Consider the following 26168-nt stretch of genomic DNA (forward strand, 5'->3'; position numbering starts at 1 on the left):
TGCGTCGGGGTAACTCAACGTGCTTTTCGAGTACATCTGACTACTCCCTGAAGAAAGAACCTAGATTCGGTGTCCAACTTTCGGGGACCACTCCAGTACTCCGCTACTACTTCCCTCTCTCGGCACGGGCACTCCGCGCCGATTATCTGAAGACGCTGTCCGGGATGCCGAAGGACAAAGCGCTCGCTCGCGGGATCCTGGCCGGAGCGTCAGCTGCGGCATCCCTCATCCGCTCGCGGCACGAGGACGGGCTCAATGCCCCGGTCACGTTCGATGTCGAACCCGCCGTTGGAGTCTGGCGTCCCACCCCGGATGCCTTCCTTCCTTTCGCGGTTCCCTGGTTGGGCTTCGTGCGCCCGCTGGCGCTCGAGTCGGCAACCCAATTCGAGCTCCCCGAGCCGTACCCGCTCGACAGCGAGGCTTACGCTGCGGATTTCGCCGAGGTGAAAGCATATGGCTCACTGACGGGCTCAGCGCGGAATGACGTGCAGACAGAGATCGCCCGGTTCTTCAGCGCCAACCCGGTACCGCAGTATCACGCGGCCATGCGTGACGCTGTGACACGACGGGGGCTGAACATCGTCGACAGTGCACGAGCGTTTGCACTGCTTGGAACGTCGACCGCCGACGCATTGATCACGTGCTGGCGTGCGAAATTCGACGTTCCCACTTGGCGCCCGATCACCGCTATCCGCGAGGCAGACACCGACGGCAACGATGCAACCGTGGCTGACCCCACTTGGACGCCTATGGTTCAGACTCCGCCCTACTCCGACTATGCAAGTGGGCACGCTTGCGTGACCGGCTCGACATCCAACGTCTTCGGATACCTCTTCGGCGAGGATTCTCTCGACATAGACATTCCGGCCCTTGTGGCTTCGACGACGACGAGGCATTACGACAGCACCGATGCCTGGGACCAGGATGCGATGGACGCACGAGTCTGGCTCGGACTCCACGTTCGTGCCTCGATGGGATTCGCGAACGAAGTCGCGCACAAGGCGTCGGACTGGGTAATTTCGACCCAGTTCCGTCCGGTGGGCTGACAGCAGGGACCGTATCGATCGAACGCCAGAGACCGGGATTGCGGCTGGTCTCGAGGGAAGGCGTCGTGAACCCGGTGCTTGAGAACCACATCAAGCTGCCGGAACGCTGGCGGACCGGCATCCCGCTCGCGTCCGTGCTCGTTGTCGCCGACGCCGCAGATAGGTCGGGTGCATGCTGACGGATGCAGTGCGACTGGCTTACGGGCAAAGAGCTGCGGAGTACACGGAGGCGCTCGGCTCGCTCTCCGCGATGGCGGAAGAAGACCAGAACCTCGTCTCTGGGTGGGCTCGAGATATCGGCGGCCCGACGATGGACGCCGGATGCGGCCCTGGCCACTGGACAAAGTTTCTGCACGACCACGGGGTGGCGGTCGAAGGTGTCGACATGGTGAGTGAGTTCATCGGTGGCGCCCCTGCCCGATTTCCTGAGGTTCCGTTTCGAGTCGCAACCCTCGAAGCGCTACCGGCCGATGATGGCGCACTGGCCGCGATCCTCTCCTGGTACTCGCTCATCCACACCCCGCCGCATGATGTGCCGGCGCTGCTCAACGAGTTCGCCCGCTGCATCCGACCCACGGGAACACTGCTTCTCGGGTTCTTCGAAGGCGACCAAATCGACGCCTTCGACCATGCCGTCGTTACGGCCTACTGCTGGCCGGTCCCGCTGATGCATGATGCTTTGGCCGCTGCAGGCTTCGAGATAGTCGAGACGCATACCCGAGTCGATCCCGGCCAACGCCCACACGCGGCGATCATCGCTCGCCGCCTCAGTGGCCCTTCCCTCTAAGCGTTCTTGTACGTCGTCGCTAACGCATCAGCTTGTGGGCCGGGGGAGTTGTGTTTGTTCACTCTCCGCGAGAGCAGTGGTCCGGCGGGCGGTTCCGCGATTGAGCGCCAGGTGCCCACCCAGAAAGCCGGCTCCTGCCACGATGGCGTTTCCTGCCAGGCTGAGCCCCGTCCCCAGGGTGTAATGGCCGAGCTTCCGCGAGATCAGGGAGCCGAGGAAGAGAAAGATGGCGGCGTCGGCGCCTAGTCCGTGCACCGCACCGATCCGACGCTCGTCGCCTTTTAATTCGGCCCAATCACTGGCTCCTGCGATAGCGGTCGGAACTGCCGCCGCCAGCCCAACTCCAACCAAAAGGGTGGCACCGCGACGTGCCTGAGATCCACCGGCCAGGTCAAGGAGTGAAGCGCTGACCCAGCACCCGAGGGTCAGGTCAGTGAGTAGCGGATGTACAGAGTGGCCAAGGTAGTTGGTCTGGAATACGCTGCGCCGTGCCCAGTCGAGAATCGGCCCGTACACCAGCTCCTGGGCGTCAGCCAACCGCTCTGAGAAGGGGCTATCGCCCACGGCCCGGGCTAGGCGCTGCGGCAGTGACGATCTGTTCATGATCGTTACCGTACGCCGACGCTTGGCGGCTGTATAGGGACAGCCGAGCCGATATCAAGGTCGTAAGGAACAGCGCGGCTCGGGCAATTTTCGACCCGCACCCGCGTACCCCTGAGATCGTCCGCGTCGACGTGATCGACCAGCAGCAGACGATCGCGAGCCAGATTCGCGTTCTTTCCTCCCAGAAGGTGACACCATCGGGGCCGATAGGCTGGCGCTCGTGATCGACATCCCCGATTTCGTGCCGCACGCACCGATGCCTAGAACTTCCATCGACGCCTACCGCGATCGAGTCCCGGGTGAGCTCGTCGACATCTGGGCGGAGCACGGACTCGGGAGCTTCGCGAACGGCTTCCTGCGGGTCATCGACCCGGTCCTGTACGCCGACGCGATCGGCGAACGGATCGGAAAGGTGACCGGCGACGGCGTAGCAGTCCCCATCATGGCGACGGCGCTTGGCGACCTCATCACCTGGGAGGATGACCGAAGCGTCGTCGCGATCCTCTACCGGAGCGCAACGACGACCGGCCTCGGCTCCCGCTTGACGTCGTTTCTGACCCCGGCCATCCGCTTCACCGGCAAGCACTTGTCCAGGACGCTTGCATGGCAGCCGTATCTCGAGGCCGTCGCGCTCCACGGCGAGCTGCCGTACGACGAGTCGTTCATCTTCACCCCGCTGCCCGCGCTCGGCGGCCCCGGCACGGTCGACACGCTGTTGCCCGGCAAGACCATCTCGGCGATCCAGGTCGCAATCGCCCTGCTCGGACCGATCGAGCATTGAGAAGGCTGCAAAAGACCACATCGAGCGCCGCCACTAGCTGTACTGACCGGAAGGTTCATTGAGCGGCTCACTCCTCCCGACCGTGCACTGGTCTGGCGTTCGCTGGGGGTTCTCCGACCTCGTGGACGGTATGGCCGCTGCACGCTGTCTTGGTTACGCTGGCTCGCTCGATGCGCGACACGGAGAACCATCGCATTGCGTCGCGCAGTCGGCACCACCCGACTAGATACCACTGGCCGTTCGTGGAGGCGAACAGCACGGGTTCGACGTCGCGGTTGGTCATGGTCCCATTTCTCGATGTGTAGCGAAGGCGGACTACTCGCTGCTCGGACATCGCTTCCTCCAGCGCCGAGCTGATTGCGCGCGAAGAGGGGGGAATCGAGTTGACCCAGACGCGGCCGGCCAGCTCGTCGGCTCGTGCTCGGGTTCTGGGATCGAGGACGTCCAGTATCTTCTGGATCCCGGCTGCTGCCAGATCGGCGTAGGGGGCATCGGGTGCAGCGGACACAGCCGCCATGAGCGCTACGGCCTGCGCCGGGGACAGGCTGACAGGCGGCAGGGACGCGCCTACCGCCAGTCCGTAACCACCGCCCGGACCTGGGCGCGACCATACGGGCGCGCCGCTGTTCTCGAGCGCAACGAGGTCTCTCTTGACTGTGCGCACGGACACGCCGAACTCTCTCGCCAGCCGCTCCGCGGAGTAACCCCGTGTTCGGTTCCGGCGCAGCATCTCGGACAGTGCATGGAGTCGTTCTGCTCGCTTCACTGTTCAGTCCGCATCAAATTCATGACATAAATAGTGACATACACCTGCCCATAGGGCCTGCGAAGGTATTGACATGACAACTACGACGAGCAGTCCGACCATCATTCTCATCGCCGGCCACTGGCTGGGCGCTTGGGCGTGGGATGAAGTAATTGAACACCTGAAAACCGACCACTCTCGGGCAATCGCGATGACGCTGCCTGGTCTCGATGGGGACGATCCCGAGCGTGCGGCGAAGACTCTCGACGATCAAGCAGCAGCGGTCCTGAACGTTTTCGCTCGGCTCGGGGTCTCCGAGGATGAGCCTGCGATTATCGTCGCTCACAGTGGGGCGAACGCTCCCGTCAGCCTCGTCCTTGACCGGCACCCTGAGCTTGTTCATCGGGTGGTGTGGGTCGACTCCGGCCCGGTGGCGACGGGAAGCGTCTTCGCCCCAGACCTCCCGGAGGATTTGGAGGAGCTTCCGCTGCCACCCTTCGACGTCCTCGCACAGCAGGCGAGCCTCGAAGGCCTGAGCGCAGAGGTCCTCGAGCGTTTCCGGGTCCGGGCCGTCCCTGAGCCCGGGCCCGTGCTTCGTCAGCCCGTCGAGCTCACGAGCGATGCCCGCCGCAAGGTCCCGACCACCTTGGTGTGCTGCTCGCTCCCGAGCGCGCAGGTGCTGGAGCTGGCCCGCGCAGGCCATGCCATGTTTGCCGAAGTCGCGAACATCGAGCACCTCGACGTCATTGACCTCCCGACCGGGCATTGGCCCATGTGGAGCCGTCCCCGCGACCTTGCCCAGGCCATTCAGTCAGCGGCTTCTCGAACCAACTGAGCTGCTGAAGCACCGGTCTGACGGGCACCGCTAAAGCAACCGGCTCCCACTGAACGTTTCCGTTGAGCGATCTGCTTGAGAGCGGCATCCGGTCGACTAACATTCGGGGATGACGAATCCAGCTCCGATCGGCGACGTGGCGATCGGTGGTGAGGCCATTCGCCTCGGGCAGTTCCTGAAATTCGCTGGCCTCCTCGATTCCGGCGGAAACGTGAAAGAGGCCATCATCGACGGCCTTGTGGCCGTGAATGGCGAGGTTGAGCGCCGACGCGGAAAGCAACTGCAGCTCGGCGACATCGTCAGCTTCGATGGACGCAGGGTTCGCGTCTGCCCGTGAGGACGGTCCCGCTCGCGTGAGGCTATCGGACGGTCGCACGTCGTCCGAGAGGCGACTGAAATCGGATCAGATAGCCGTCCGGATCGGAGACGACGAACTGCTGTACACCGGCTTCCTCGTCACCGGTGAGGTACCACTTGCTTTCGAGCTGCATGAACAATTCGACTCCGGCACCTGCAAGCGCATCGGCAATCCTGTCGGCGTCGGGAACGGTGATCTGGAGGTTGATACCTCGGCCGAATGGCGCTTCAAGTTGGGCGGCGACCCAGTTCCTGCCCACGCCGACCTGTTCGAGCATTACGTGCGCTGTGCCGAGCGCGATGTACGCGAACCGCTCTTCCGGTCGGGAGTAGCGGACCTCGAACCCGCAAACGCTGCACCAGAACTCGATGCTTCTATCAACATCGGACACAAGTAGCTCGGGAACCAACGCAGGATCGAGGTCACTAGTCACCGCCTCATCATCGCACCCTGGATCCTCAAGTCGATCAGATGTGGGGCCGCGACGGGATGCGAAAACTGTGGTTTGACCTCGGCGCGTTGCCCCGCGGCCGTGCCGCAGCATTCCCGAGTCACTTCGTTGGGTGCGCGGTGTGGCCGTCTGCTGCTCCTGACCTGAGCGCGCGACGATGAATCGTCACTTGCGCACCGCTGATAATTCCGCCTAGAACCAGGGCGAGAAGCACCGGGAGCGCGCCGATGCTCAAAGCGAGGGGGAAAATCTGGGTCGCTACCTCTTTCATCGCTCGAAGATCGCCGTCAAGGATGCGCATCCCAAGTGCGTTCCAGAGGGACGTGAAGAGTGCGGGCGTGATCCAGAGGGCGGCAAGAGAGATCAGCCAGATCCCTAGCCGATGGAGTGGGCGAACACCGCACCAGCCGAGCGCGGCGCCCACAATGATCGCCGGAAGCCAGCGCGAGATTGACGAGATCTCAAGCGAAGGACCGGCGGGAGCGCTGAGCATCGTAACTGCGTCCACGATCCAGGATGCAAATGGCACGGCGGAAAGGGTCAGGGCAAGGGTGACGGGACCGACGGCCCGCCGGGATGCCAGCCAGAATACGCCCTGCGCTAGCAGCGCGGCAACAACGGTGCCGCTCAGCATTCCGCCGAAGTAGAGCAACGGTCGAGGATCCGACTGCGTTTCGGCTATCCCCAGACCGTCGGCGACGGCAACGAAACTTTGAATGATGGCGATACCGTGGGCGAGGAGGAGGCCGGCAGAAGCCGACCAAGACGGCACTCCCGCCGCCCACCTGACGAAGCGTATGGTCAGGCCGGCGAGGGCTCCGCCGACGACCAGGATCACCGCTATTCGAATCGCGTAGTACTGGTTCACGGGCAGAAGGCTGAATGGCATGTCCTCTGGCAGGACGCTCGTCTGCCAGAGGTTCTGCAGCGGCAGTGTTGCGCCGGTGGCAAGCCATGGCGCGATCGGGAGCGCGGCCGAGACGAAACCTATCGCGAGTCCGACAACAACGGGAATGACACGGGCTGGTTTGTGACCGCCCATCAGAAAAGTTCCTCGATGATCAGCTTTCCGGCACGCGCAACCACCGAGTTGTCGTTGGGCGCGTCGGCATCGTCGGTCCGGGTCATCACCGCGATCGTGAGGGGAGTGTGCCCCTCCTGCCACACGACACCGGCGTCGCTCACGACCCCGAAGCCGCCCGCGGCGGTCTTGTCGGCGAGTTCGGATCCCGGTGGAAGGGCCGCCCCGAGCCGTTTGCCGGCGGTCGCGTTGCGGAGCATCCAGGCACGAAGTCTTGCCTGGCCAAGCGTGCTCAGCGCCTCGCCGAGCAGGACGGTCTCGTACAGTTTCCGGATGTCGGACGGTGTGCTGGTGTCGCGGAGATCACCGGGGATCGCTTCGTTGAGCTCAGGTTCCCAGCGGTCTAGTCTCGTCGATCGCGCACCGAGTGATGTAGCGTATGCCCCGATCTGCAATGGACCGCCGATGAGTTCGAGCAGAAGATTACCGGCCGTGTTATCGCTGAAGCGGAGCGCCGCGTCCGCGAGTTCCTCGACACTCATATTCCGATCCTCGTCAGCATCGCAGATGATGGAATTCTCGACAATCTGATCCTCACGGAACGAAACACGCCGCTTCCAGAACTCATCGTCGTATGCGTGGTCGCGCAGCAGCCGAGCGACCACGAGCGTTTTGAAAAGGGAGCACATCGGGAAGGCATCACCGCCTCGGTAGGTGTATGGGCCGCGTCCATGTTGTCCTGCGGCAACACCGATCGTGACGCCCGTCTCCGATTCGAGGTCGCTGAGCGCCCGGTCGAGGCGCCGGAGGCCCGGCCCCTTTCCGTGCTGCTTTTCCTCTGCCGCCACCGGCCTGCCAGTCGCGATGAGCGTGGTAGCGAGAAGTCCGCTTGCACCGAGCATGAGAACCCCGCGACGGGTCGGGTCGAAGGGCCGGATCTCCGGCTGAGATGAGGAAAATGGTTTCATGGCCCCAGTCTGAGCGGAGACCGTGATGTGCTCAAAGCCAAAAACGACGAGATTGATGTGACAACAGCATAATTAGGGGATGGATGTTCTCAGTGGTGCCCGCTCGTTCGTCGCGGTAGCCCGCCGACAGAGTTTTTCAGCGGCCGCGCATGACGAGCGAACGAACCAGCCCGTGGTGAGTCGACGCGTCGCCGCGCTCGAGACGCGACTCGGCGGAGCGTTGTTTGAGCGGAGCACACGTCAGGTGCGGCTGACGCCTCTCGGCGCTGCCGTTCTCGGGCACGCGCAGGCGCTGCTGAGCGCGGAGCGTTCGTTTCTTGATGCTGCAGAGTCCCATCGTCGCGGCACCGTCCGCCTCCTCGTACCTAAAGACCTGGATCCTGCCTTGTGGGCGGCTCTTCGGTTAAGAGCGCTGGGAGCGGGCACGGACCTGGAGATCGAAGAAGACGACCGGGAGCGACGTTCTTTGCGGTTTCGGCTAGGGGAAGCGGATGCCGCCATTCTTCCCGTCGAGACGGCACGTGCCGATTGGATGGTGCCCTTGGGGCTCGCACAAGCTACCGATCGGTTACGGCCGCTCACACTAACGGCTCTACGACCGACGCGGGCGCTGGGGCCCCGCGCAGCTTCGCGTATTGCCGTGTTGGCGGAGGATGCGTCGACGCCACTCCTTTCCACTGTGAGAGCCGCCGCTGCGGAATCCGGGTTGGCAGCGCACCAGGTTTACGAAAGTGCAGGTGTTGTCCGCGCGCTCACCGGAGCGCTCGCAGGCGACGACTGGCTCCTCTGTACCCGGGAGCAGGCGGCCGCGTGGCGAATGCCATGGTTCGCGGTTCGTGAACTCGGGGTGTCTCGGGCGTACCGGCTCGAGTCACTCACGCCTGACGCCGCGAAGCTGTTCGATACTGCCCTCCGGCAGGACATCGCTGCGGCGCTCGGCGGCGTCAGTGAAGAGCAATCGTGAGCATCCCGATGCAGGACTCCCGCGCGGGGGCGAGAGCCCTACGCCGAGCAGGTCACGTTCTTGAGACGGCGGGACTGTCGGGGTCCCTTTTGGTGCGGCACCTCGGCACGGGACACGAGCTCGCGCTCGACGCTGATCGCCCGTTTCCGCTTGCCTCCGTCGCCAAGTTGCCACTCGCCGCGGCCGCCCTCGACGCCGCACATCGTGGTGAGCTGGATCTGAGCACACCGGTGCGCATCGATGTCGCAAACCGATCCCTGGGCGGTCCGGGCCTTGCCCGCTTCACGCACCCGGCGGCGATCGCCGTCGGAGACCTCATTCGGCTCGCAATCGAACTCAGCGACAACACGGCAGCCGATGCACTTTTCCGCCTCGTCTCCCCGGGCAACGTCACAAGGTGGCTTCAGGCCATCGGGACGAGCGGCATCGTCCTTCGGCATCCGATCGGAGAGCTTTATGCTTCCCTTGCGACCCAAACGCGATCCCTCGACGCTGCCACGGTGCATTCGCTCGTTGTCGCCGCAAGTATCCAGGGGCATCCCTCTCCCTTGCCCCAACTTGATATCGAGCGCGCAAACGCCGGGACGGCTCGCGGGCTCGCCGATCTCCTCCAGATGCTTTGGAACGGAAGCATCGACGACGCAGTGGCAGCACCGCTACGCGACATGCTCGCCGCAAACGTCTTCCGACAACGCCTCGCGCCAGACTTCTCAGCCGACACATCCGCCTGGTACTCGAAAACGGGTTCTTTCGTCCACCTTCGTCACGAAGCGGGCGTGGTCGAACACGGGAGCGGCGAGACCCTCGTTGTCGTTGCGCTCACTCGCAGCTCGGTACCCGCCGTCATCCAACCGTCCGCAGAGCAGGCGATGGGTCACGCTGCGCGCATCCTCCACGATGAACTCGTTTAACTGAATTCTTCGCCCTGCCGGCAGTTGCGCGAGAGGCGTCATTTTTTGTGGCGGGTCTTATGAGTTCGGCGCCAGACGACGAGCAGCGAAGGCCGCCTCGACCTGCTGAAGCACCTCGACCGCGTTACCGGTGCCATCCTCCGCTGCGACTTGCTCGCCGATGGCTGCCGACGCGGTCGCGTACTCCTGCTGTGAGATCAGCTCCACGATTCGTGCCGCGAGGGTGTCAGGAGTCGCGCTGCGCAAGGGTAGCGGGCGTGGCCCTGCGCCGAGGTCGTGGATACGTCGGCCCCAGAACGGTTGGTCGCCCAGAACCGGGCAGATCAGCATGGGCTTCCCGGCACGCAGGGCGGCTGCCGTGGTGCCGGACCCTCCGTGATGGACGACGGCGAGTACTCGGGGGAACAGCCACTCGTGCGGCACATCATCAACGACGAAGACGTCGTCCGTCGATTGCGCGGCAACGGAGCCCCAACCGGTTGCAACCACGGCCCGCACACCGACTTCCTGGAGAGCCTCAAGCACGATTCGGCCGCGCTCTTCAGCTTTCGCACCAAATCCCATGCTCCCGAAACCGACATAGATGACCGGCCGACTGCCCTGGAGAAAGTTCAGGAGATCTCTTGGCGGCTCCCACGTCGAGGCAGTTTCTCTGAACCAGTACCCGGTGACGTGCGCCGTGGCGGGGTAGTCGCCCGGTACCGGGACGACGTGCCGGCTGAACGAATAGAGCACGGCTGCAGGAGCATCGCCTCGCATCGTCAGGTAGTCGCTGACCCGGCTCATGCGCCGCAGGCCGAGATGTTCACGACGAAATTTGTTGATCATTCCGCCGTACGCCAGTGCCGTGAAGCGGTTGAAGTGGTAGGTGAGCCGGTTCAGGCGCCACGGAAGCGGGCGCACGAGGAACGGCACGGGGAAGGCATTCGTGGGCGTGAGGAACGGAAGCGGAATGGAGGCGACGAAAGGGATGCCGAGACGCTCAGCGATGTGGAGGCCACCGAGGGCCTTGGGGTGCGCGACGATCACGGTTGGTCGGACTCGTTCGGCGATGTCCAATTGTTCGTCAAGCGACGTGCGCATCCCCGTCAACATTTGTCGAGCCAGCGTCAGGGCCTGCCCCGGACCGCGCAGTTCGGCCATGCCGCTACGCATGACCCGGTGCATCTCCGTTGCCATCGGTTCGAAGCCGACACGAGAGGAGACCGCATCACGGTACGGCTCGGGAGCCGCAAGCACGGCAACGTGGCCGGACGCACCAAGCCGCTCGGCGAGAGCAGCGAACGGATCAATGTCGCCTCGGGTGCCGAAGGTGAAGATAAGAACTCGCACGGCTCAATCCAATCGACGATTACTCGCCGACCAGGCTTCCCGGCACTCCTAGGCGCAAGACTACAACGTAGTGAGGCCACAGTCACGTGGGGGATTGGTCTGCGAATCGGCCGCAGAGAGTGCTGAGCATCCGGCACACGACCGGGGTGGTCGTAGCGTCACACCGCGTGGGATGCCGACCGAGGTATCTGGTGCCGTCGGATCGAGCTCAGCGGCTCTCCGATAATTCGGAAACGACCTTTTCGATGCCCGGAATGGCGATGCTGTGGCGCGCTGCCTGGCGGACCAGTTCCCCGCCGATCGCGTCGAGTTCGCTCAACCGGCCCGCCGTGAGATCAGCTTGTAGCGAGGAACGCATGCTTTGCGGTAGGCCCGACAGGGTGGCCGCGAGCGATTCGACAGTGTCGGACACGCCGTCGGCGACCTCGCATGCGACGACCTCGGAAAGGACAGCTTGAGTGAGTGCAGGATCCTTCTCGAGGGCTTCGCCCAGAGCGGTTTGCCAGTACGAGGTCAACAGAGCCAGGGGTGCGAGGAAGCGGAACTTGCGCCAGAGCACTTCCGCGTCGGTTCCTCCGACAGTGAACTCAGCAACGGTTTCAGCCAGGGCCCGCACCGACGCAAATTCCTTGGAATGAGAGGGCACCGCGAGACGGATGAACGGGCTCTTGTGCTCAATGGCCCCACCCGGTGACCGGCTCGCCTCGACCGCGATGCTGCCGGCGGAAACCGGGATGCCGTCAAGTCTCTCTGACAGCGTCTCTGCGTGCCCGACTCCGTTCATCAGGGACAGCACATCCCGAGGCGTGCCCGCGGCGATCAGGTTCAGGCTGTCGTCCAGTCCGAATGTTTTGACCGTGAGAATGACGCTCGCCCGTTGGGGAACGGTTTCGCGTGCCGGAACGAATTCGGTTCCACCGCCGAACATTGTGCTGGAGACACGGATGCCGAGGGAGTTGATCGTCTCGACTGATGCCTTCCGGCCGACGACAATGACGTTTTCCCCATGCCGATGAAGAAGCCACGCCAGAAGACCCCCAACTGCTCCTGGTCCGACAACGGCAATCACAGGTTTCTCAGTCACCCCCAACAACCTAGCAGCGGTCGCGGTCCCGACGGGGTCGGTCACTACGGCGGTGGGTCCCCTCCGGAAACGATCTGACAGCCGGTGCACTGCGAAAGTCGATGTCCGCCGAACGGGGGAGGTGAAAGCGTTGCTTATTACAGCGTTCCGTTAATTCACAAAGTTGTGTACTGTTCTGATCATGACGATCGCTGCCACCACCGCGACGGTGACCCACACTGCTGCTCTTGCCCGGCTGGGCCACGCCCTTTCGGACACCACGAGGGTGGGAGTGCTGCTCGCTCTGCGTGAGGCGCCGGCTTATCCTTCGGATCTCGCTGATGCACTCAACGTGTCGCGGCAGGTCATGTCGAACCAGCTCGCCTGTCTTCGCGGTTGCGGCCTCGTGGAGGCCGTACCCGACGGGCGGCGAACCTGGTACCGACTCGCTGATCCACACCTTGCCCCGGCACTCGACGAGTTGCTGCGCGTGGTGCTGTATGTCGAACCTGGCTGCTGTGCCGGAGACCGCTGCACGTGCGCATGACGACCGCCGCGCCTGTCCTCGCTGATGCCCGAAAGCACGTCCTTCAGCGCCGTATTCGGTGGATCGTGGCCGGGACGATTGCGTACAACCTGATTGAGGCCGTCGTTGCGATCAGTGCTGGGACGATTGCTTCGTCCGCTGCGCTGGTCGGATTTGGTCTGGACTCCACTATTGAGGTTCTCTCGGCGGCAGCTGTGGCGTGGCAGTTCACTCGCCGCGACCCGGAACGCTGGGAAAAGGGCACTCTGCGTGTCATCGCTGTCGCGTTCTTCGCGCTCGCCGCCTATGTGACGGTCTCTTCGCTGCTAGCACTCGTCGGTCAGGTCCGTGTCGAGCATTCCACTCTGGGCATCGTCATCACAGCCCTGAGCGTGCTCATCATGCCGTTCCTTTCGTTCGCCGAACGGCGCGCGGGCCGCGAGCTCGGGTCAGCCTCGGCTGTCGCTGACTCGAAACAGACCCTCATCTGCACCTACCTCTCCGCGGCGGTCCTCGTCGGCTTGATCGTGAACAGTCTGTTCGGGTGGTGGTGGGCCGACGCTATCGCGGGCCTCGTCATCGCCGTGTTCGCGATCCGCGAGGGCATCGAGGCGTGGCGAGGTGACGCCTGCGCCACCTCGGTCGGGATGCTTCTCGAAGACGAGCATGACGACCACTGAGCCGTGAAGCGAACATCGGAAGCCCCAGAGAAACAGTGTTGCGACGCGAGCCGCTGGTAGCTTGTGCCCTATGGCGGTCTCGTTCGAATGCAGCACGGAGTCGATGCTGGCCGTTGATCGCCTCTTCGACCTGTCCCGTGACATCACCGCTCACACGGAGTCGATGAGAGCATCCCGGGAGAGGGCCGTCGGCGGAGTTCGATCCGGACTGATCGGTCTCGGCCAGGAGGTCACGTGGCGCGCATGGCACTTCGGCCTGCCGCTTCGCATGACGAGTCGAATCACGGAGATGGATGCGCCGCACAGGTTCACCGACGAGCAGGTCCGCGGGCCGTTCACGTACTTCCGACATGAGCATCTGTTTCATCGGCACGGAGCAGGGACATTGATGATCGACCGGGTTTCGTTCGCGGCACCACTGGGATTTCTCGGCCGGGCAGCGGAGCGACTTGTCCTGGCCAGATACATGCGACGGCTGATCGAGCACCGGAACTCATTCTTGCGAGACGTCGACTGGTAGACAACCCAAAAAGTTGGGTCTCCTGGTAACTGTCGAACCAGATGATCGCAGCCAGAAACACGGATGCTTCGCGCTGTACGGCCGAGTATGGTTCAAACGTGGAGTTCGTCGAAGCAGATGGCGTCCGGATCGCCTACGAGCGGGTCGGGAAGGGACCACCGCTGGTCTTCGTCCACGGTGCGGCAGAGGACAGTCGCATCTGGCAGCCGCAGGTCGTCGAGCTGTCCGACGAATTCACTGTCGTGGCCTGGGACGAGCCTGGGTCCGGTCGATCGTCCGACCTTCCGCAGAGCTTCGGGTTGGCAGGCATAGCGGACCGGCTCGCGATCCTGATCGAAACGCTCGAGCTCGGGCCGGCACACGTCGCAGGCCAGTCTTGGGGCGGCACTGTGGCGCTCGAGCTGTACCGCCGTCATCCCGGGCTCGTCGCAACCCTGATCATGATCGACACCTACGCCGGCTGGAAGGGCTCGCTACCCGCAGCGGAGATACGTGCGCGGGTCGCAGACACCCGTCAGAAGCTCACTTCGCCTCCGGGGGACTTCGACCCGACGTTCTCCGGACTCTTCGCTGGCGATCCGCCGCCCGAGTTCGTGCCCCTGCTCGCCGCCATCGCCGCCGATGTCCGCCCCGCCACCCTCGGGTTCCAACTCGACATCATGGTTGAGGCCGACTTATGCGATCTGCTGCCTCACATATCAGTCCCGGCGCTGCTGGTCTGGGGACAGTTTGATGCTCGTTCACCGCTGAGCGTTGCCCGCCAGTTCGAAGGAGCGATCCCTGACTCGACACTTGTGGTGGTCGAGGGCGCGGGCCACCTGAGCAGTCTCGAGCGGCCCGGAGCGGTGAACAACGCCGTGCGCGAATTCTGCCGTGCGCACCCACCATCACATATGAAGTAGCGCGATACCGACGACTGTCGAAGGAGTTGCCATGGACGAGTCAACCAGCGGGACGGGATGGATCTCAGCGGCCGAGTTCCACCGGGCCGGGGGCATCTCCGATTGGCGCGTCACGGCCACAGGCCCGCAGGCCGTCTTCACCGCGTCCTCCCTCTCCCACGCGGCAAGCCTCATCGGCCCGACCGTCGCTGCCGCCGAGCGATTCGATATACTCCCGGACGTCGACGTGCGCCCCGAGGGAGTTGTCGTGCGCGTCCCGTATCGCAGCACGGATGGCATCCCCGCGGCAGCCGTGGAATTTGCGGCCACCGTGTCCCGGGCCGCCACCGACCTGCTGCTGACCGCCGACCCGTCGCTGGCGCAGTCGATCGGTATCTATGTCGCCCAGCATTCCCAGGCCGACGTGCGGCCGTTCTTCACCGCCGCGCTGGGTTACGAGGCCTTCGGCGACACGGATGCTGTCGACCCATTGCGCTGCGGACCGCAGCTCGCCTTCAACCCGATCACCGGCGACTCTGTGGCGAGAGGCCGGACGCACTTCGACGTCTTCGTGGCGGCGGACCAGGCTCAGGCGCGAGTGGATTCCGCGCTCGCCGCGGGAGGGCGACTTGTCGATGATTCGCATGCTCCAGACTGGTGGTCGCTCGCGTCGCCCGACAATCACGGCGTCGACATCGCATCCTGGACCGACACCGACGAATGACGTTTAGGCGAACTGCGCGTGTCTTTTCCCCGCAAAGGCTGATTCGTGAATCGAGTGTGCAGTTGTGGCCGGTCTTCGAGCCACTACTGCGCTCTCGGCAACGCGAGCGCAGAAATGCGTCGGTTGAGCAGAGGATTGGGCCATAGTCGAAGCATGCGAGTAGCGATCACCGGTGGAACCGGATTCGTGGGCAGTCATCTTGCGAGCCGATTTCCCTCAACCGATGTGGCCATAGTCTCGCGTAGGTCGGGTACGCCCATCGACGACGTGGACGCGCTGGCTCGAGCATTTGAGGGGTGCGACGCAATCGCACACTGTGCAGGCATCAATCGTGAACTGGGTGAGCAGACCTTCGACCGGGTCCATGTTCAGGGCACGGCTGCGGTTCTTGAAGCGGCTCGGCGCGCGGGTGTGCGAAAGATCGTCCTGCTCAGCTTCCTGCGCGCCCGCCCGGGAACGGGCTCGGCCTACCATGAGTCGAAGTGGGCAGCAGAAGAGCTGGTTCGTTCGTCAGGGATGGAGTACACGATCCTCAAGGCCGGAATGATCTACGGCCACGGCGACCACTTGGTCGATCACCTGAGTCGCACCATCCAGACGATTCCGCTCTTCGCGTCAGTCGGGCTCCGGGAAAAGACGATCAGCCCCATCCCGGTCGATGAGCTGGTGGGCGTTGTGGTCGCTGCTCTCGGCACCGGCCTCCGTAACCAGACCGTTGCCGTTCGCGGTGGCGAGACTCTGCTCTTGAGCGAGGCAGCTCGCCGAGTCGCGCGCGTGCTCGACCGGCGCCTCACCATCGTCCCGTTGCCCGTCGCATTCCACTCTGTCCTGGCCCAGTTCACCGAATGGACGATGAAGGTGCCGCTGCTGGCGAAAGCACAGGCGAGGATGCTGGCCGAAGGGGTCACCGATGCTGCGATGCCCGCCGCAGAGCTCCCGGATGAACTGCGCCCACGGCTCCCATTCAACGAGGTCCAGATCCGCGCGGCGCTACCGGAAGCGGGAGGTTTCCACTGGCGAGACCTGCGTATCAGCGGATCACGCTGACGAGATCGTCTTCAGGGAATGAGCCGGTCGGCACGGTAGCGATCGAACAGGTCGGCGAATGCCTGATCTGTCCGACGGAAGCTGAGGAATCCCGCGGCCCGGCTCTTGCCCATATCCGTCACGACTTCCATCTCGCGTCCGAGATCAGCATCGGTGTGCCACCACGATGCGAGCCGTGAGATATCGCTCTCGATCAAGCCATACTCGGCAGCGATAGCCGGCCAGTGCTGAACGTGCTCAGCCATCTGCATTTCCAGCGGCCGCGCTTCGCCTGCGAATCCGACGACCTGGTCTGCGGGCACGCCGAGGAGGTCGGCAAGCCGTGGCCACATCCAACGCCAGCGGAAGACATCTCCGTTGACAATGTTGAATGCCTCATCCCGCCCAGCAGGCTCGGTCGAGGCCCAGACCATCTGCTCAGCGAGGACTCCCGCATCGGTCATGTCAGTGAGGCCGTTCCATTGAGCCGCGCTGCCGGGGAAGACGAACGGCAGACCGAGGTGTTTCGCCAACGTCGCCTGGACGGCGATGGTCAAACCCATGTTCATCGCGTTCCCGACAGCGTGGCCGATGACGGTGTGCGATCGATGCACCGACCAGGTGAACCCCTGGAGTGCGGCGGCGGCGAAAAGTTCGTCCTCCTGCGCGTAGTAGAAGTTCGGGGTGTCGAGCCTGGCGGCTTCCTCCCTGAAGGGGGTATCGGGCATCTTTCCCGCGGCATACGCCTCGAACGGGCCGAGGTAATGCTTGAGTCCGGTGACCAATGCCACGTGCTCGAGAGGTGCATGTGCGAGAGCGGCGAGCAGGTCGCGGACCATCGCACCATTGACCGCGATGTTTTCGACCTCCGTGGCCTGCCGCTGCCAGGCGGTGAAAAACACGTGCGTCGGGTGTTCCGCCGCGAGGGCAGCTCGCAAGCTTGCCCGATCGCGCAGATCAGCGGCGATGCCTCGCACATTCTCGCTAGTCGTGGCGCGACGAGACAGCGCCAGCACCTCCCACCCGTCACGGCTGAGTTGATCGACGAGGGCCGACCCCGTGATGCCGGATGCCCCAACGACGAGGGCGGTCTTCGATCCGTTGGCAGAGTTGTTCGCGTGTGCGGTCATCCTCGCTACAAGATGAGAGCCGAACGATCTATTCCGCCCAGCCGCAGCTTGCCGGCGGGAACCCCTGCCTTCGCGATCGTTACCCTTGGGGCATGGAAGCAGACTGGATAGAACATCGACGCGCGAGCGATGGGGAGCGAGTGGGGTGGATGAAACCCGTCGACGAGGGATTCGTCGCTATCGATCTGCTCGGCCGCAGGAAAACGGACGTCGTGGACTGGATGCACGCGGAGGAAACTCTGGACGAACTTGGACTGGGCTACCTTGCCGACCCACATGAGTTGCGCCTCGACGGCGGAGGCTGGCTTCGGGTGCGTATCGCCGAAGTATCACCCGTCGCGATCCGCGTGAAGAAGGATGACTGGGGCGACATGAACGCGCCCCAGATCTATTACACCGTTTCATTTCCTGTCACTGAGGACCAGCTTCGCCCGCTGTCGCGGTAGCGATTCGGCTCGAGACGCCGGGCGTCGTCACTCGGGATGCTGGCTGTGGTCCTCGACGTCCGGTTCGGCCCGCATGGCGTCGGCGATCTCTTCCTCCGGCCGCGGCGCTATGGTCTCGTCGACCTCAAGCTCCGGGATGGTCCTCCCATCCGGATCGGGAGTGTGCCCCTGTGCGGAGTGCTCGCTGTGGTGAGACACGGGAATCCCTTCGGTCGGTGACATCCACAGCGTATAGCGCCGTGTGGCCATAGCCGTGTCATGCGATCATGTTCGGGTGGATATCCCTGACAGCTCGCGTCGACCAGACGTTACGACGGTCGAGATCGTCGGGGGTGCCGAGGCCCCCAGGATCGGGCTGCACAGCCCCGACCACCGCTGGGTGGACATTTTCACCGAACACCGGGCGCGGATTCGGAAGGCTCTAGCAGGACAGAGAATCGAGATCGAACACATCGGTTCGACGTCCGTACCAGGTTTGGCAGCGAAGCCGATCGTCGACATCGTCGTCGTGGTGGATGACATCACCGCCGAAGAGGATTACCTCGACCCGCTCATCGCCACGGGATACGATCTGCGAGTCCGCGAGCCGGGCCACCGTCTCGTTCGAACGCCGACACGCGACGTCCATGTGCACCTGTACGAGCGAGGTGCTCCTGCCATCGACGCGTACCTGCTCCTCCGCGATCGCCTTCGCACCGATGCAGGCGACCGTGCCCTGTACGAGAGCACCAAGAGGGCGTTGCTCAGTAAGCCATGGGTCGACATGAACGATTACGCGGACGCGAAAACCGACGTGATCGTCGCGATCAAGGAACGGGCGCGAGCAGAACGCAACGAGTGACGTTGCTCGCCACGCCCGCTGGCAGATCCGAGCGCGACGGGCAGGTAGCAGCGATAAACCCTGCACGTGATCCGCCCGTCACTGCTTCTTCAGCTCCTCGGCGAGCATCACGATGATGCCGCTCGGACCGCGGACATAGGTGAGTTTGTAGACATCCTGATAGGTCGCCACCCCGCGGAGCGGACGGCATCCGTGGCTGGCGGCGATCTTGAGGGCTTCGTCGATGTCGTCGACAGAGAACGCGACACGGTGCATGCCGATTTCGTTGGGAAGGGTGGGCTCTGTTTCGATGGCTTCGGGGTGGATGTATTCGAACAGCTCAAGGCGACCGTGGCCGTCTGGCGTTTGAAGCATCGCGATCCTGGCGTGGTTGCCATCGAGCCCGACAGCGGTATCTGTCCACTCACCGCTGACCTCGTCACGGCCGATGACCGTGAGCCCGAGGTCGGTGAAGAAGGCGATTGTCGCGTCGAGGTCGCGAACGGCGATGCCGACGTTCTCCAATGTGATAGCCATGCATTGCACGCTACCAAGCCGATCGCTCCAGCGGCCCAGAAAAGGCAGGCCGTCCGCTAGTCAATCGGCAGGAAGCCGGGGGACACCAGGAAGCGGTCGATCTCAACCCGTAGAGCGACGCGAGAAGGGTTGGGTCGTGGTTCGCGGTAGCGCGTGGAGTAGCAGGCCACGGCGCGCGCGACGGAGGCGTCGTCGGTCAGCACACGGGCCGTCCCTTCGATCGTCGACCAGTGTCGTCCGTCCACCTGACTGGCTGCGACCCTGTCGTCGCCGGCCAGGTGTTTCACCTTGTGCGAGCGGTCGTTGGTGATCACCCAGGCGCACCGCTGTTCGAGGTCGAGAGCGACACCGACCGGGACGAGGTGAGGTCGACCGTCAGCGCGCAGAGTGGCGAGGGCGCAGAGGTGCCGCTCGGCCCAGAAATTCAGGAGGAGCGGGGGAAAGGCCGCCCAGTCGGGTTTCCACGAAGTCACCCATTCATTCTCTCAGCTGGGCTACCGCTCGCGGCGCAGCGACCGGTTCCGGCCGCCGCTCCATCTGTCGCCAGGCGCCCCCGGCCAGGGGGCTCAGCGTGACGAGCGTGTAGAGAACGGCGATGATGCCGAAGGCCCATGCCAGACCGATCGTGTCTGCGGCAATGCCACCGAGCAGCGCCCCGAATGGCATGCCCGCCCAGGCTCCGGCATTGATCAACCCGAACACTCGACCCCGCATGTGCTCGGGCACACGTTCAAGCTCGACGGTGCCCAGAATGGGATTGATCGCTCCAGCCGCCAGGCCTGAAAGCGCGGTCATGGCGACGAGCACGGGCAGGGGTGCACCGACTGCGAAGGCGGCACTCGAGGGCCCACCGGCCAGCGCGAAGCACAGGGCGAATGTCACCCGGCGGGGAACGCGATGCGCGACGAAACCGAACACCACGTTGCCGACCAGTGCGCACCCGCCCATGACGGCGACGAGCAGGCCAAGCGCGGCGGCTCCTCCGAGCCGCTCGTGCGCGTACAAAGGCATCAGTGCAGAGCCACGTGCGGCGTCGAACAGGTTCGTGATGAGCACGAGGCCGACGATCAGCTTCATCAACGGGTCGCGACGAACCCAGCGAAAGCCTTCGGCCAGATCGGCCCAATACGACGCGCGGGCGCGGCTGCCGTTGACCCCGTCTGGCAACATCCCGGCTGACCGCGCACTCTGTGCGACCGGCACGAGCAGCCAGGTCAGGAGCGCCGAGACCGCAAAGGTCGCAGCGTTGACGAAGAGGGATGCCATCGGTCCGATGAGAGCGACCAGCAGCCCGGCGATCGACGCTCCAATGAGTCTGGCGAACCGTTCTGAGCCGTCGAGTAGTCCGACGCTCCGCTCGATCCGTATCCCCGCCCGGGTCGTCAACTCGGGGAGCATCACCCGCCGCGCCGTCTGACCGGGGGTGTCAAGCAGCCCTGCTGTGAACACCAGCGCCAGCAGTGCCCAGAACGGGAGTCCGACGGTCAGCGCAAGCGTAGGTATCGCCAGAACAGCGACTCCGCTGACGAGGTCAGCGATGATCGCAGCGCGCCGGTAGCCGATCCGGTCTACGACGACTCCGCCAAAGGGTCCGCCGATCACCACCGGGGCGATCGCGAAGAAGGCGGCAACACCCACTTCGACGCCGGATCCACCGATCGCGAGCACGTAGAACGGGATGGCAAACGCCGTCACGACGTTGCCCGTCTGCGAGATAGCGTGAGCGGCAAGCAAGGCGGTGAGCGAACCCACCGCCCGGCGGCTGCGCGGTGGCCGGGTTTCGGCTGATTCGGTCATGGCGATTCGTCGGTTACGGGCGGCGGTAGGCCTGATAGACGAGCACGACGGGTTCAGCCCCGTCGCTGGTCGCAGGATCGTGAGTGGCGCTCGCCTGCAGCCACCGTTCGGTCAGCGCCTCCAGTTCGGCCCGCATGGCGGTGAGCTCATCGACAGTGAGGCGCAACGATCGGTCGCTGCTCGCCCCGGCGGCCACCCACTCGCGTGGGAGCGTGGGTGTCGCATCGATGTACTCCGTGAACCGCGCGGCATACGCTTGCGCGATCGACTTTTGCAGACCCGACGACGCCATGAGCGTGTCAGGGTCATCGAGCAGTTCGGCTGGCTCCCAACTCGTCAGGGCCGTTGTGGCCCGCCACCACCGCTCACGGCGGTCGGTACTCGCGACATCTGCCGGTTCGATCAGATCGATCGACGCCAGCTTCGCGAGGTGATAGCTCACCGTTCCCGGAGCCTCGTCGACGACGTCACCCAGCTGCGCAGCGGTCTGTGGTCCCCGCTCGCGCAACAGCCCGAGGAGGCGAAGGCGCGTCGGATGCGCGAGCACTCGCATCGACGTTGCTGATGAAAGTGTGGTGCGCGAGGGGTCGACGGGAGTCATGGTTCCCACAATAGAAGCACAAGAACTATTGCGCAAGGGTTCTTGTGTTTCTGTTGGGACCGCGCCCCGTGCGCCGACCGTCGCGATCATGTGTATATTGTTTATCGATAGATTGACACCGATAATCGATAGGATTCGCATGGACCGCACCGCGATCGTTGCCCTGAAGGCGCTCATCGTCGTCCTAATCGCACTGCTTCTGGTGTGCCAGCTCTTCGTGGTCCCCGGACTCGCGTCACAGATGGTCCAGAGATCTCCTGAGGTGGGTTACCTCGAGACGCCGGGGATCATCATCACCGTGGGGTTCCTGCTGTGCGTGCAGGTCGCACTCGTCTGCGTATGGCGACTGCTGTCGCTCGTGCGGGCATCCAGCATCTTCAGCGTTGACGCGTTCACCTGGGTCGACATCATCCTCGGCGCGGTCGCCGTTGCGACTCTCCTCATCGCCGGATCATTCATCACCCTCGCTGTTGCCGGTGTCGCCTCACCGTCGGTCACCATCCTGTGCGCGCTCGGGATCGTTCTGGGCTCAGGATTCGCCTTGCTGATCGTCGTGATGCGCGGGCTTCTGCGCAAAGCATCCCAGCTCGAACAAGACCTTGCGGAAGTGGTCTGATGCCCATCGTCATCAACCTCGACGTCGAACTCGCGAAGAAGAAGATGTCGGTCGCCGACTTCGCTGCCGCAATCGACATCACCCCGGCCAACGTCTCCGTCCTCAAGAACGGGCGGGCAAAGGCTGTGCGATTCTCGACCCTCGACGCGATCTGTCGCGTGCTCGACTGCCAGCCAGGCGACATCTTCATGTGGGTGCCAGATGATGGCGGCGGCGCGGATGCTGCAGAAACGGTGACGGAGCCATGACCACTTTGCGCGTTCTACGGCCCTGGAGCACGGTCGCGATCTCCCACCTTCTCGACACCACGTCGTGCCCCGTCTGCGAGGTCGACGCGCTGGTCGATCGCCACTGCCGCAATTGCGGTGTGGAGATCACCGACGACCTGGCGGTCGAACTCTGGAACGCATCGAAAGTTGCCGCCGAGGCGCTCATCACGCGGCAGGACGTACTCGAGCGTGTGTACCGTCCTGCCCCAGCGCCCGTCGCGGCCGCCCTGCCGCCGATTCCCCAGCGGATGCCTGCAAGTCCCGGTGTGAACCCCGGCCCGGTCGCCGCTGCACCTCGGTCGAGCGCGACGGTGCAGTCGGTGCTGGCCGTCGCTGGTGCCGGCCTGTTCGCGGTCTCGGCGATCGTGTTCACCTTCTTCAACCCCGACCTCACTGACCGCGCCATGCGAAGCGTAATCGTCGGGCTGATCACGATCCTCTTCCTCGGCGGCGCCTGGCTGCTTGCTCGCCGCAAGCTGCAGTTTTCGGCTGAAGCCGTCGGTGGACTCGGCATGGTGTTCGTTGCCCTCGACGTCGTGGCGTTCTCCGAACTCGCGCCGATCGGCGTGAGCCCCTGGCTGCTCGCCGCCATCGGAACGCTTCTCAGCGGTGCCGTGATGGCCGTCGTGTCGACGCGTGCCCGCATCCGCAGCTGGCTCTGGATCTCACTCACCGGGCTCACCGTCGTTCCCGCGATGCTGGGATACGCCGGCGAAAGCACACTGTCGGCGACCCTCGGGCATCTGGGCGCGGCGTTCGTCGCACTCGCCTTGCTCGGGGCGACCCCCGTTATTGCCTCGAGATTCGACGGGCGAATTGACGCTGAGCGCACCACGCTTGTGACGCTCCAGATCTCCGCGACGGTTCTGGTGCTCGCCCAGATGTGGTCCATCGAAACCCGCACGACGCCCGAGTACTGGCTGACGATCACGGCGGTGCTCACGGGCCTGGCCGTGCTCGCCGCTCTCACCGCACGACAACTCGCCCGGACGTTCTGGAGTGCCCTGGCCGGTGCAACCGCGGCTGCAGCAGCCGTCAGCCTTCCGTTCGCTGCGGATCTCGGCACGCACGACGCGGCCGTCTGGTATCTGGCCGTGACCCCCACGGCGGGAGCAGCAGCGCTCCTCGCTCTGACGGTGCTTGTTCCACGGGTTCGCGCTCTCGGGCGGCACGCGTCCCTGGGCGGTGCGCTCGCCGTTGCGGGCGCGAGCGTGCTCCCGGCGGTTCTCCTCGCCGTACTCATTGGGGCTGTGACGGTTCTCACCTCACTCGGCGGCTCCGACCAGGGTGCGAGCGGGGTGCTTCCTCCCGGAGGCATCCTCGCCGTGGTGCTCGGTCTGGGTGCAATGTCTGCAGGACTCGGAGCATTCTCCGTGCTCGTCAGGCGGGCTGTCGCTACCCAGACGGATGCCACACCATCCGAAACCGCTACTCCGAAGCTGGGTGCAGCGACCGGCTCGATCGCGATCTGGCTCGCCGCCCTCGCGGGGCTGGCCTTCGCCTGCCTGCCCGCGTTTCCCGTGTGGTCTCGCATCGCGATCGCCCTGGGTCTGGCAGTGGTGGTGAGCGTGACGCTCGTCGCTCTTCCGCGAGTTCGGCGTTCCTCCCTGACCATGCGGTTGCCGCTTGTGCTCGGCAGCCACTTCGCGGTGCTGCTGGCCGTCGTTTCCTCCCAGGCCGACGAGACCGTGACCGTCGGCGCTGGCATCGCGATCGTCGCAGCCATCGCCGTTCTCGCGCGCACGGTGCCGAGCCCGGTGCGGTTCCTACACGTCGGCGTCGGGTATGCATTCGCTCTGTTCGTCTTCGCCACGGCTCTCGACCAGCTCGGCGTCGGCACTCTCGCGCTTCTGTGTCTCACGACGTCGCTCGCCTCGATCGGTGCGATCGGTGCGACTTTCTCCCGCTGGGTCGCGCCTCCCGCCTGGTACGCGATCCTGGTCGTGACGTCGGTGCCGTTCCTGATCGGAGTGGTGCAGGTCGTGTTCGAACGCAGCGGATGGACAGCGCTCTCGACATCCCTCATTTTTTTGCTCGCACTCGCCCTCCTCGTCACCCGGCGTCCCGGCCTCGGAATCGTGCTGCGCGCGATCGCCGCCGGTCTCCTCGTGCCGTCACTCGCTGTTGTCGTGGTCTGCCTCGGTGCGCAGGTGCTCCTCGGCAGCGCATCTCCGATGACGCTCCCGGTGATCGCCGCGATCGTTGCTCTCGTGCTGCCCGGCACCGGCCTCATCGGTTCGCTTCTGGTCCGCAGGGGCATCGGAGCCCGGGATGCGACGGCCGCCCGCATCGCGGTCGAAGCGTCCACTTTGCTCACCGGCGCGATCGCGGTCGTGCTTGCGCTCGTGCGCGTCGCCGCCGGGCTGCCGACCACGTTCATCGTCCTGGTCATCGTCGGACTCGGCGCCGCAGCGACATCCGTCTGGGCGAATCGTCGGTACGGCTGGTGGGTCGCAGCCGCCTCGTTCACCGGTGCACTCTGGTGCCTGTGGGCACTCGCAGGGATCGACGTGCTCGAACCGTACCTGCTCCCGCCGAGCCTCGTCGCCGCGACGATCGGCCTGATCCTCACCGCGCGGGGGTCCCACGTCGTGCCTCTTTACGCGACTGGCCTGATCGTCGCCGTCGCACCGATCCTCGTCGTTCTGGCGGTGTTCGGCACCGGGTCGACCGCGCTCGCTCCGTGGCGCGGGTACGGCCTCGTCGCCGCATCCTGGCTCCTGCTCGGCCTCGGCCTGATGCTCGGCCGGGGATCGCCCGCACGCGCTGAATCGCTAAGGGGTTTGCGGGTGCCGACCCTGGCAGTCGCGATCGTTGCGGGGGCGGCCGGTGCGATCCAGGGTGTGAGGTTCGGTCTCGGCTCCGACCGCATCGTGACCGGAGGCGTGCCTCTCATTCTGTTGTGCCTGGGCATCGGGCTCGCTGGGGCTCTGCCTGCTGCCGCTGCCGCGCGTGCCATCCGTTCTAACGCCCCGGACACCTCGGCCCTGGCTCGCTCCCGATGGTTGTTGGCGCCCGCCGCGCTGTACGTCGCGGTCGCCACCTGGACGGCGATCGAGCGCGACTGGTTCACGATCTGGGCGATGTGGTCGCTGATGCTCGCCTATCTGGTGACCGTGGTCGTCATCGCCTGGCGGCTGCGCACCCGGCTGACCAGTCTGCCGCCGGTGTGGTTCATCTTCGCGATCGCGTTCGTCACCGCGATCGTCGCGTGGAGTCCGCGGGATCTCCGAGTCGAGTGGTTCTCGCTGCCGCTCGGTCTCTTCCTGCTCGCTGCAGGCGCCGTCGTCCTGCACGCTGCGCGCCGGCATCCGAACGAGAACCGCGAGCGTGGCGGCACCGTCGACAGCTGGCCGGCCGCTTGGAACGGCTCGTGGTCCCTGCTCGCCCCCGGCATCGTGACGTTGCTGTCGGCATCCGTCACCGCGACCTTCACCGACCCTCAGACCTGGCGGGCCATCCTCGTCATCGTGATTGCGCTCGTCGCCATCCTCGTCGGCTCGAGCCTCAAACTCGCGGCCCCTTTCCTGATCGGCATCGTCGTGCTTCCCATCGAGAACGTGCTCGTCTTCCTGGTGCAGATCGGCCGGGGGATCGAGTCGATGCCCTGGTGGATCACCCTGGCCGTCGTCGGCGCCGTACTGCTCATCATCGCCGTCACCTATGAGCGCCGGGCAGGCGAAGAGAACAGCATCACCGATCGGCTGCGGGATCTGCGCTGAGTGAGAGT

The 26168-nt window shown here is 64.7% G+C and carries 31 protein-coding genes; 18 read left to right on the forward strand and 13 right to left on the reverse strand.

From position 1 onward, the window contains the following. The first annotated feature begins 164 nt into the window (after positions 1-164). Together IWX78_RS13355 and IWX78_RS13360 are read left to right on the forward strand one after the other, a co-directional pair. The gene (locus tag IWX78_RS13355) at positions 165-1046 is read left to right on the forward strand and encodes a vanadium-dependent haloperoxidase (RefSeq protein ID WP_196834050.1); all 882 of its coding nucleotides are present in this window, start codon (positions 165-167) and stop codon (positions 1044-1046) included. 172 nt (positions 1047-1218) lie between these two features. Further along, positions 1219-1833: a class I SAM-dependent methyltransferase gene (locus IWX78_RS13360; protein ID WP_196834051.1), complete on the forward strand. Its 615-nt coding sequence runs from the start codon at positions 1219-1221 to the stop codon at positions 1831-1833. Positions 1834-1860: 27 nt separating this feature from the next. Here the strand turns inward: IWX78_RS13360 and IWX78_RS13365 are convergent, their stop codons facing one another. Further along, entirely contained in the window at positions 1861-2370 is a 510-nt protein-coding gene (locus tag IWX78_RS13365) for a DUF2231 domain-containing protein (protein WP_196834052.1), read from the reverse strand. Positions 2371-2656: 286 nt separating this feature from the next. Between IWX78_RS13365 and IWX78_RS13370 the strand changes: the two genes are divergently transcribed. Further along, positions 2657-3217, forward strand: a complete 561-nt coding sequence (locus IWX78_RS13370; protein WP_196834053.1) for a GAD-like domain-containing protein — start codon at positions 2657-2659, stop codon at positions 3215-3217. Between the two features lie 67 nt (positions 3218-3284). Here the strand turns inward: IWX78_RS13370 and IWX78_RS13375 are convergent, their stop codons facing one another. Further along, a complete protein-coding gene (locus IWX78_RS13375) occupies positions 3285-3983 on the reverse strand; it encodes a helix-turn-helix transcriptional regulator (protein WP_196834054.1) in 699 nt (232 codons plus the stop codon). A gap of 73 nt (positions 3984-4056) precedes the next feature. On the opposite strand from IWX78_RS13375, the gene IWX78_RS13380 reads away from it, so the two are divergent. Further along, entirely contained in the window at positions 4057-4797 is a 741-nt protein-coding gene (locus IWX78_RS13380) for an alpha/beta fold hydrolase (protein ID WP_196834055.1), read from the forward strand. A gap of 109 nt (positions 4798-4906) precedes the next feature. After that, a complete protein-coding gene (locus IWX78_RS13385; RefSeq protein ID WP_196834056.1) occupies positions 4907-5134 on the forward strand; it encodes an RNA-binding S4 domain-containing protein in 228 nt (75 codons plus the stop codon). A 22-nt stretch (positions 5135-5156) separates the two neighbouring features. Here the strand turns inward: IWX78_RS13385 and IWX78_RS16460 are convergent, their stop codons facing one another. The 3 genes from IWX78_RS16460 to bla are packed head-to-tail and all read right to left on the reverse strand — an operon-like array spanning position 5157 to position 7595. Further along, positions 5157-5699, reverse strand: coding sequence for a bleomycin resistance protein (locus tag IWX78_RS16460; protein WP_442929255.1), 543 nt, complete (start codon positions 5697-5699; stop codon positions 5157-5159). A gap of 7 nt (positions 5700-5706) precedes the next feature. Further along, positions 5707-6648, reverse strand: coding sequence for a hypothetical protein (locus IWX78_RS13395; protein ID WP_196834058.1), 942 nt, complete (start codon positions 6646-6648; stop codon positions 5707-5709). Further along, a complete protein-coding gene (gene bla / locus IWX78_RS13400) occupies positions 6648-7595 on the reverse strand; it encodes a class A beta-lactamase (protein ID WP_196834059.1) in 948 nt (315 codons plus the stop codon). The genes IWX78_RS13395 and bla overlap by 1 nt, the downstream gene beginning before the upstream one ends. Positions 7596-7674: 79 nt before the next feature. On the opposite strand from bla, the gene IWX78_RS13405 reads away from it, so the two are divergent. Both IWX78_RS13405 and IWX78_RS13410 read left to right on the forward strand, forming a co-directional pair. Beyond that, positions 7675-8559 (forward strand): LysR family transcriptional regulator, encoded by an 885-nt coding sequence (locus tag IWX78_RS13405; protein ID WP_196834060.1) that lies wholly within the window; start codon positions 7675-7677, stop codon positions 8557-8559. Next, complete coding sequence (locus tag IWX78_RS13410; RefSeq protein WP_196834061.1) at positions 8556-9470, forward strand: serine hydrolase; 915 nt, start codon at positions 8556-8558, stop codon at positions 9468-9470. The genes IWX78_RS13405 and IWX78_RS13410 overlap by 4 nt, the downstream gene beginning before the upstream one ends. A 57-nt stretch (positions 9471-9527) precedes the next feature. Here IWX78_RS13410 and IWX78_RS13415 read toward each other — a convergent pair whose 3' ends face one another. Next, positions 9528-10802, reverse strand: coding sequence for a glycosyltransferase (locus tag IWX78_RS13415; protein ID WP_196834062.1), 1275 nt, complete (start codon positions 10800-10802; stop codon positions 9528-9530). A gap of 208 nt (positions 10803-11010) precedes the next feature. Continuing rightward, positions 11011-11931 carry a ketopantoate reductase family protein gene (locus IWX78_RS13420; protein ID WP_334684743.1) on the reverse strand — a complete coding sequence of 307 codons (921 nt, stop codon included), beginning with the start codon at positions 11929-11931 and terminating at the stop codon, positions 11011-11013. Between the two features lie 136 nt (positions 11932-12067). Between IWX78_RS13420 and IWX78_RS13425 the strand changes: the two genes are divergently transcribed. The 6 genes from IWX78_RS13425 to IWX78_RS13450 all read left to right on the forward strand — a co-directional run bounded on the left by IWX78_RS13425 (position 12068) and on the right by IWX78_RS13450 (position 16243). After that, positions 12068-12412: an ArsR/SmtB family transcription factor gene (locus IWX78_RS13425; protein WP_196834063.1), complete on the forward strand. Its 345-nt coding sequence runs from the start codon at positions 12068-12070 to the stop codon at positions 12410-12412. Further along, positions 12409-13071, forward strand: a complete 663-nt coding sequence (locus IWX78_RS13430) for a cation diffusion facilitator family transporter (protein ID WP_196834293.1) — start codon at positions 12409-12411, stop codon at positions 13069-13071. Before IWX78_RS13425 ends, IWX78_RS13430 begins: the two co-directional genes overlap by 4 nt. A 70-nt stretch (positions 13072-13141) precedes the next feature. Then, the gene (locus tag IWX78_RS13435) at positions 13142-13591 is read left to right on the forward strand and encodes an SRPBCC family protein (protein WP_196834064.1); all 450 of its coding nucleotides are present in this window, start codon (positions 13142-13144) and stop codon (positions 13589-13591) included. A gap of 98 nt (positions 13592-13689) precedes the next feature. Then, complete coding sequence (locus IWX78_RS13440; protein ID WP_196834065.1) at positions 13690-14493, forward strand: alpha/beta fold hydrolase; 804 nt, start codon at positions 13690-13692, stop codon at positions 14491-14493. 31 nt (positions 14494-14524) lie between these two features. Beyond that, positions 14525-15196, forward strand: coding sequence for a VOC family protein (locus IWX78_RS13445; protein WP_196834066.1), 672 nt, complete (start codon positions 14525-14527; stop codon positions 15194-15196). Positions 15197-15349: 153 nt separating this feature from the next. Further along, positions 15350-16243: an NAD-dependent epimerase/dehydratase family protein gene (locus IWX78_RS13450; RefSeq protein ID WP_196834067.1), complete on the forward strand. Its 894-nt coding sequence runs from the start codon at positions 15350-15352 to the stop codon at positions 16241-16243. A gap of 11 nt (positions 16244-16254) precedes the next feature. Here the strand turns inward: IWX78_RS13450 and IWX78_RS13455 are convergent, their stop codons facing one another. Beyond that, positions 16255-17352 (reverse strand): SDR family oxidoreductase, encoded by a 1098-nt coding sequence (locus tag IWX78_RS13455; RefSeq protein ID WP_196834068.1) that lies wholly within the window; start codon positions 17350-17352, stop codon positions 16255-16257. Positions 17353-17444: 92 nt separating this feature from the next. On the opposite strand from IWX78_RS13455, the gene IWX78_RS13460 reads away from it, so the two are divergent. Further along, on the forward strand, positions 17445-17798 hold the full coding sequence (locus IWX78_RS13460; protein ID WP_196834069.1) for a hypothetical protein: 354 nt from the start codon (positions 17445-17447) through the stop codon (positions 17796-17798). A 27-nt stretch (positions 17799-17825) separates the two neighbouring features. Here IWX78_RS13460 and IWX78_RS13465 read toward each other — a convergent pair whose 3' ends face one another. Next, complete coding sequence (locus IWX78_RS13465) at positions 17826-18020, reverse strand: hypothetical protein (RefSeq protein WP_196834070.1); 195 nt, start codon at positions 18018-18020, stop codon at positions 17826-17828. 52 nt (positions 18021-18072) lie between these two features. Here IWX78_RS13465 and IWX78_RS13470 point away from each other — a divergent pair, with 52 nt between their 5' ends. After that, a complete protein-coding gene (locus tag IWX78_RS13470) occupies positions 18073-18639 on the forward strand; it encodes a GrpB family protein (protein ID WP_196834071.1) in 567 nt (188 codons plus the stop codon). 78 nt (positions 18640-18717) lie between these two features. Here the strand turns inward: IWX78_RS13470 and IWX78_RS13475 are convergent, their stop codons facing one another. From IWX78_RS13475 to IWX78_RS13490, 4 genes are read right to left on the reverse strand one after another with little or no spacing between them, the layout of a single operon-like run. Next, positions 18718-19155 (reverse strand): VOC family protein, encoded by a 438-nt coding sequence (locus IWX78_RS13475; protein WP_196834072.1) that lies wholly within the window; start codon positions 19153-19155, stop codon positions 18718-18720. A gap of 56 nt (positions 19156-19211) precedes the next feature. Further along, a complete protein-coding gene (locus IWX78_RS13480) occupies positions 19212-19628 on the reverse strand; it encodes a pyridoxamine 5'-phosphate oxidase family protein (RefSeq protein ID WP_196834073.1) in 417 nt (138 codons plus the stop codon). 4 nt (positions 19629-19632) lie between these two features. Continuing rightward, positions 19633-20952, reverse strand: a complete 1320-nt coding sequence (locus IWX78_RS13485; protein WP_196834074.1) for an MFS transporter — start codon at positions 20950-20952, stop codon at positions 19633-19635. Positions 20953-20965: 13 nt separating this feature from the next. Next, positions 20966-21553 carry a helix-turn-helix domain-containing protein gene (locus IWX78_RS13490; RefSeq protein ID WP_196834075.1) on the reverse strand — a complete coding sequence of 196 codons (588 nt, stop codon included), beginning with the start codon at positions 21551-21553 and terminating at the stop codon, positions 20966-20968. A 139-nt stretch (positions 21554-21692) separates the two neighbouring features. On the opposite strand from IWX78_RS13490, the gene IWX78_RS13495 reads away from it, so the two are divergent. From IWX78_RS13495 to IWX78_RS13505, 3 genes are read left to right on the forward strand one after another with little or no spacing between them, the layout of a single operon-like run. Then, entirely contained in the window at positions 21693-22169 is a 477-nt protein-coding gene (locus tag IWX78_RS13495; RefSeq protein ID WP_196834076.1) for a DUF2975 domain-containing protein, read from the forward strand. Then, positions 22169-22417, forward strand: coding sequence for a helix-turn-helix domain-containing protein (locus IWX78_RS13500; protein WP_196834077.1), 249 nt, complete (start codon positions 22169-22171; stop codon positions 22415-22417). The genes IWX78_RS13495 and IWX78_RS13500 overlap by 1 nt, the downstream gene beginning before the upstream one ends. Beyond that, positions 22414-26160: an SCO7613 C-terminal domain-containing membrane protein gene (locus IWX78_RS13505; RefSeq protein ID WP_196834078.1), complete on the forward strand. Its 3747-nt coding sequence runs from the start codon at positions 22414-22416 to the stop codon at positions 26158-26160. The genes IWX78_RS13500 and IWX78_RS13505 overlap by 4 nt, the downstream gene beginning before the upstream one ends. The last annotated feature ends 8 nt before the right edge of the window (positions 26161-26168 follow it).

The sequence above is a fragment of the Mycetocola sp. CAN_C7 genome (assembly GCF_015752285.1).
GTDB lineage: Bacteria > Actinomycetota > Actinomycetes > Actinomycetales > Microbacteriaceae > Mycetocola_A.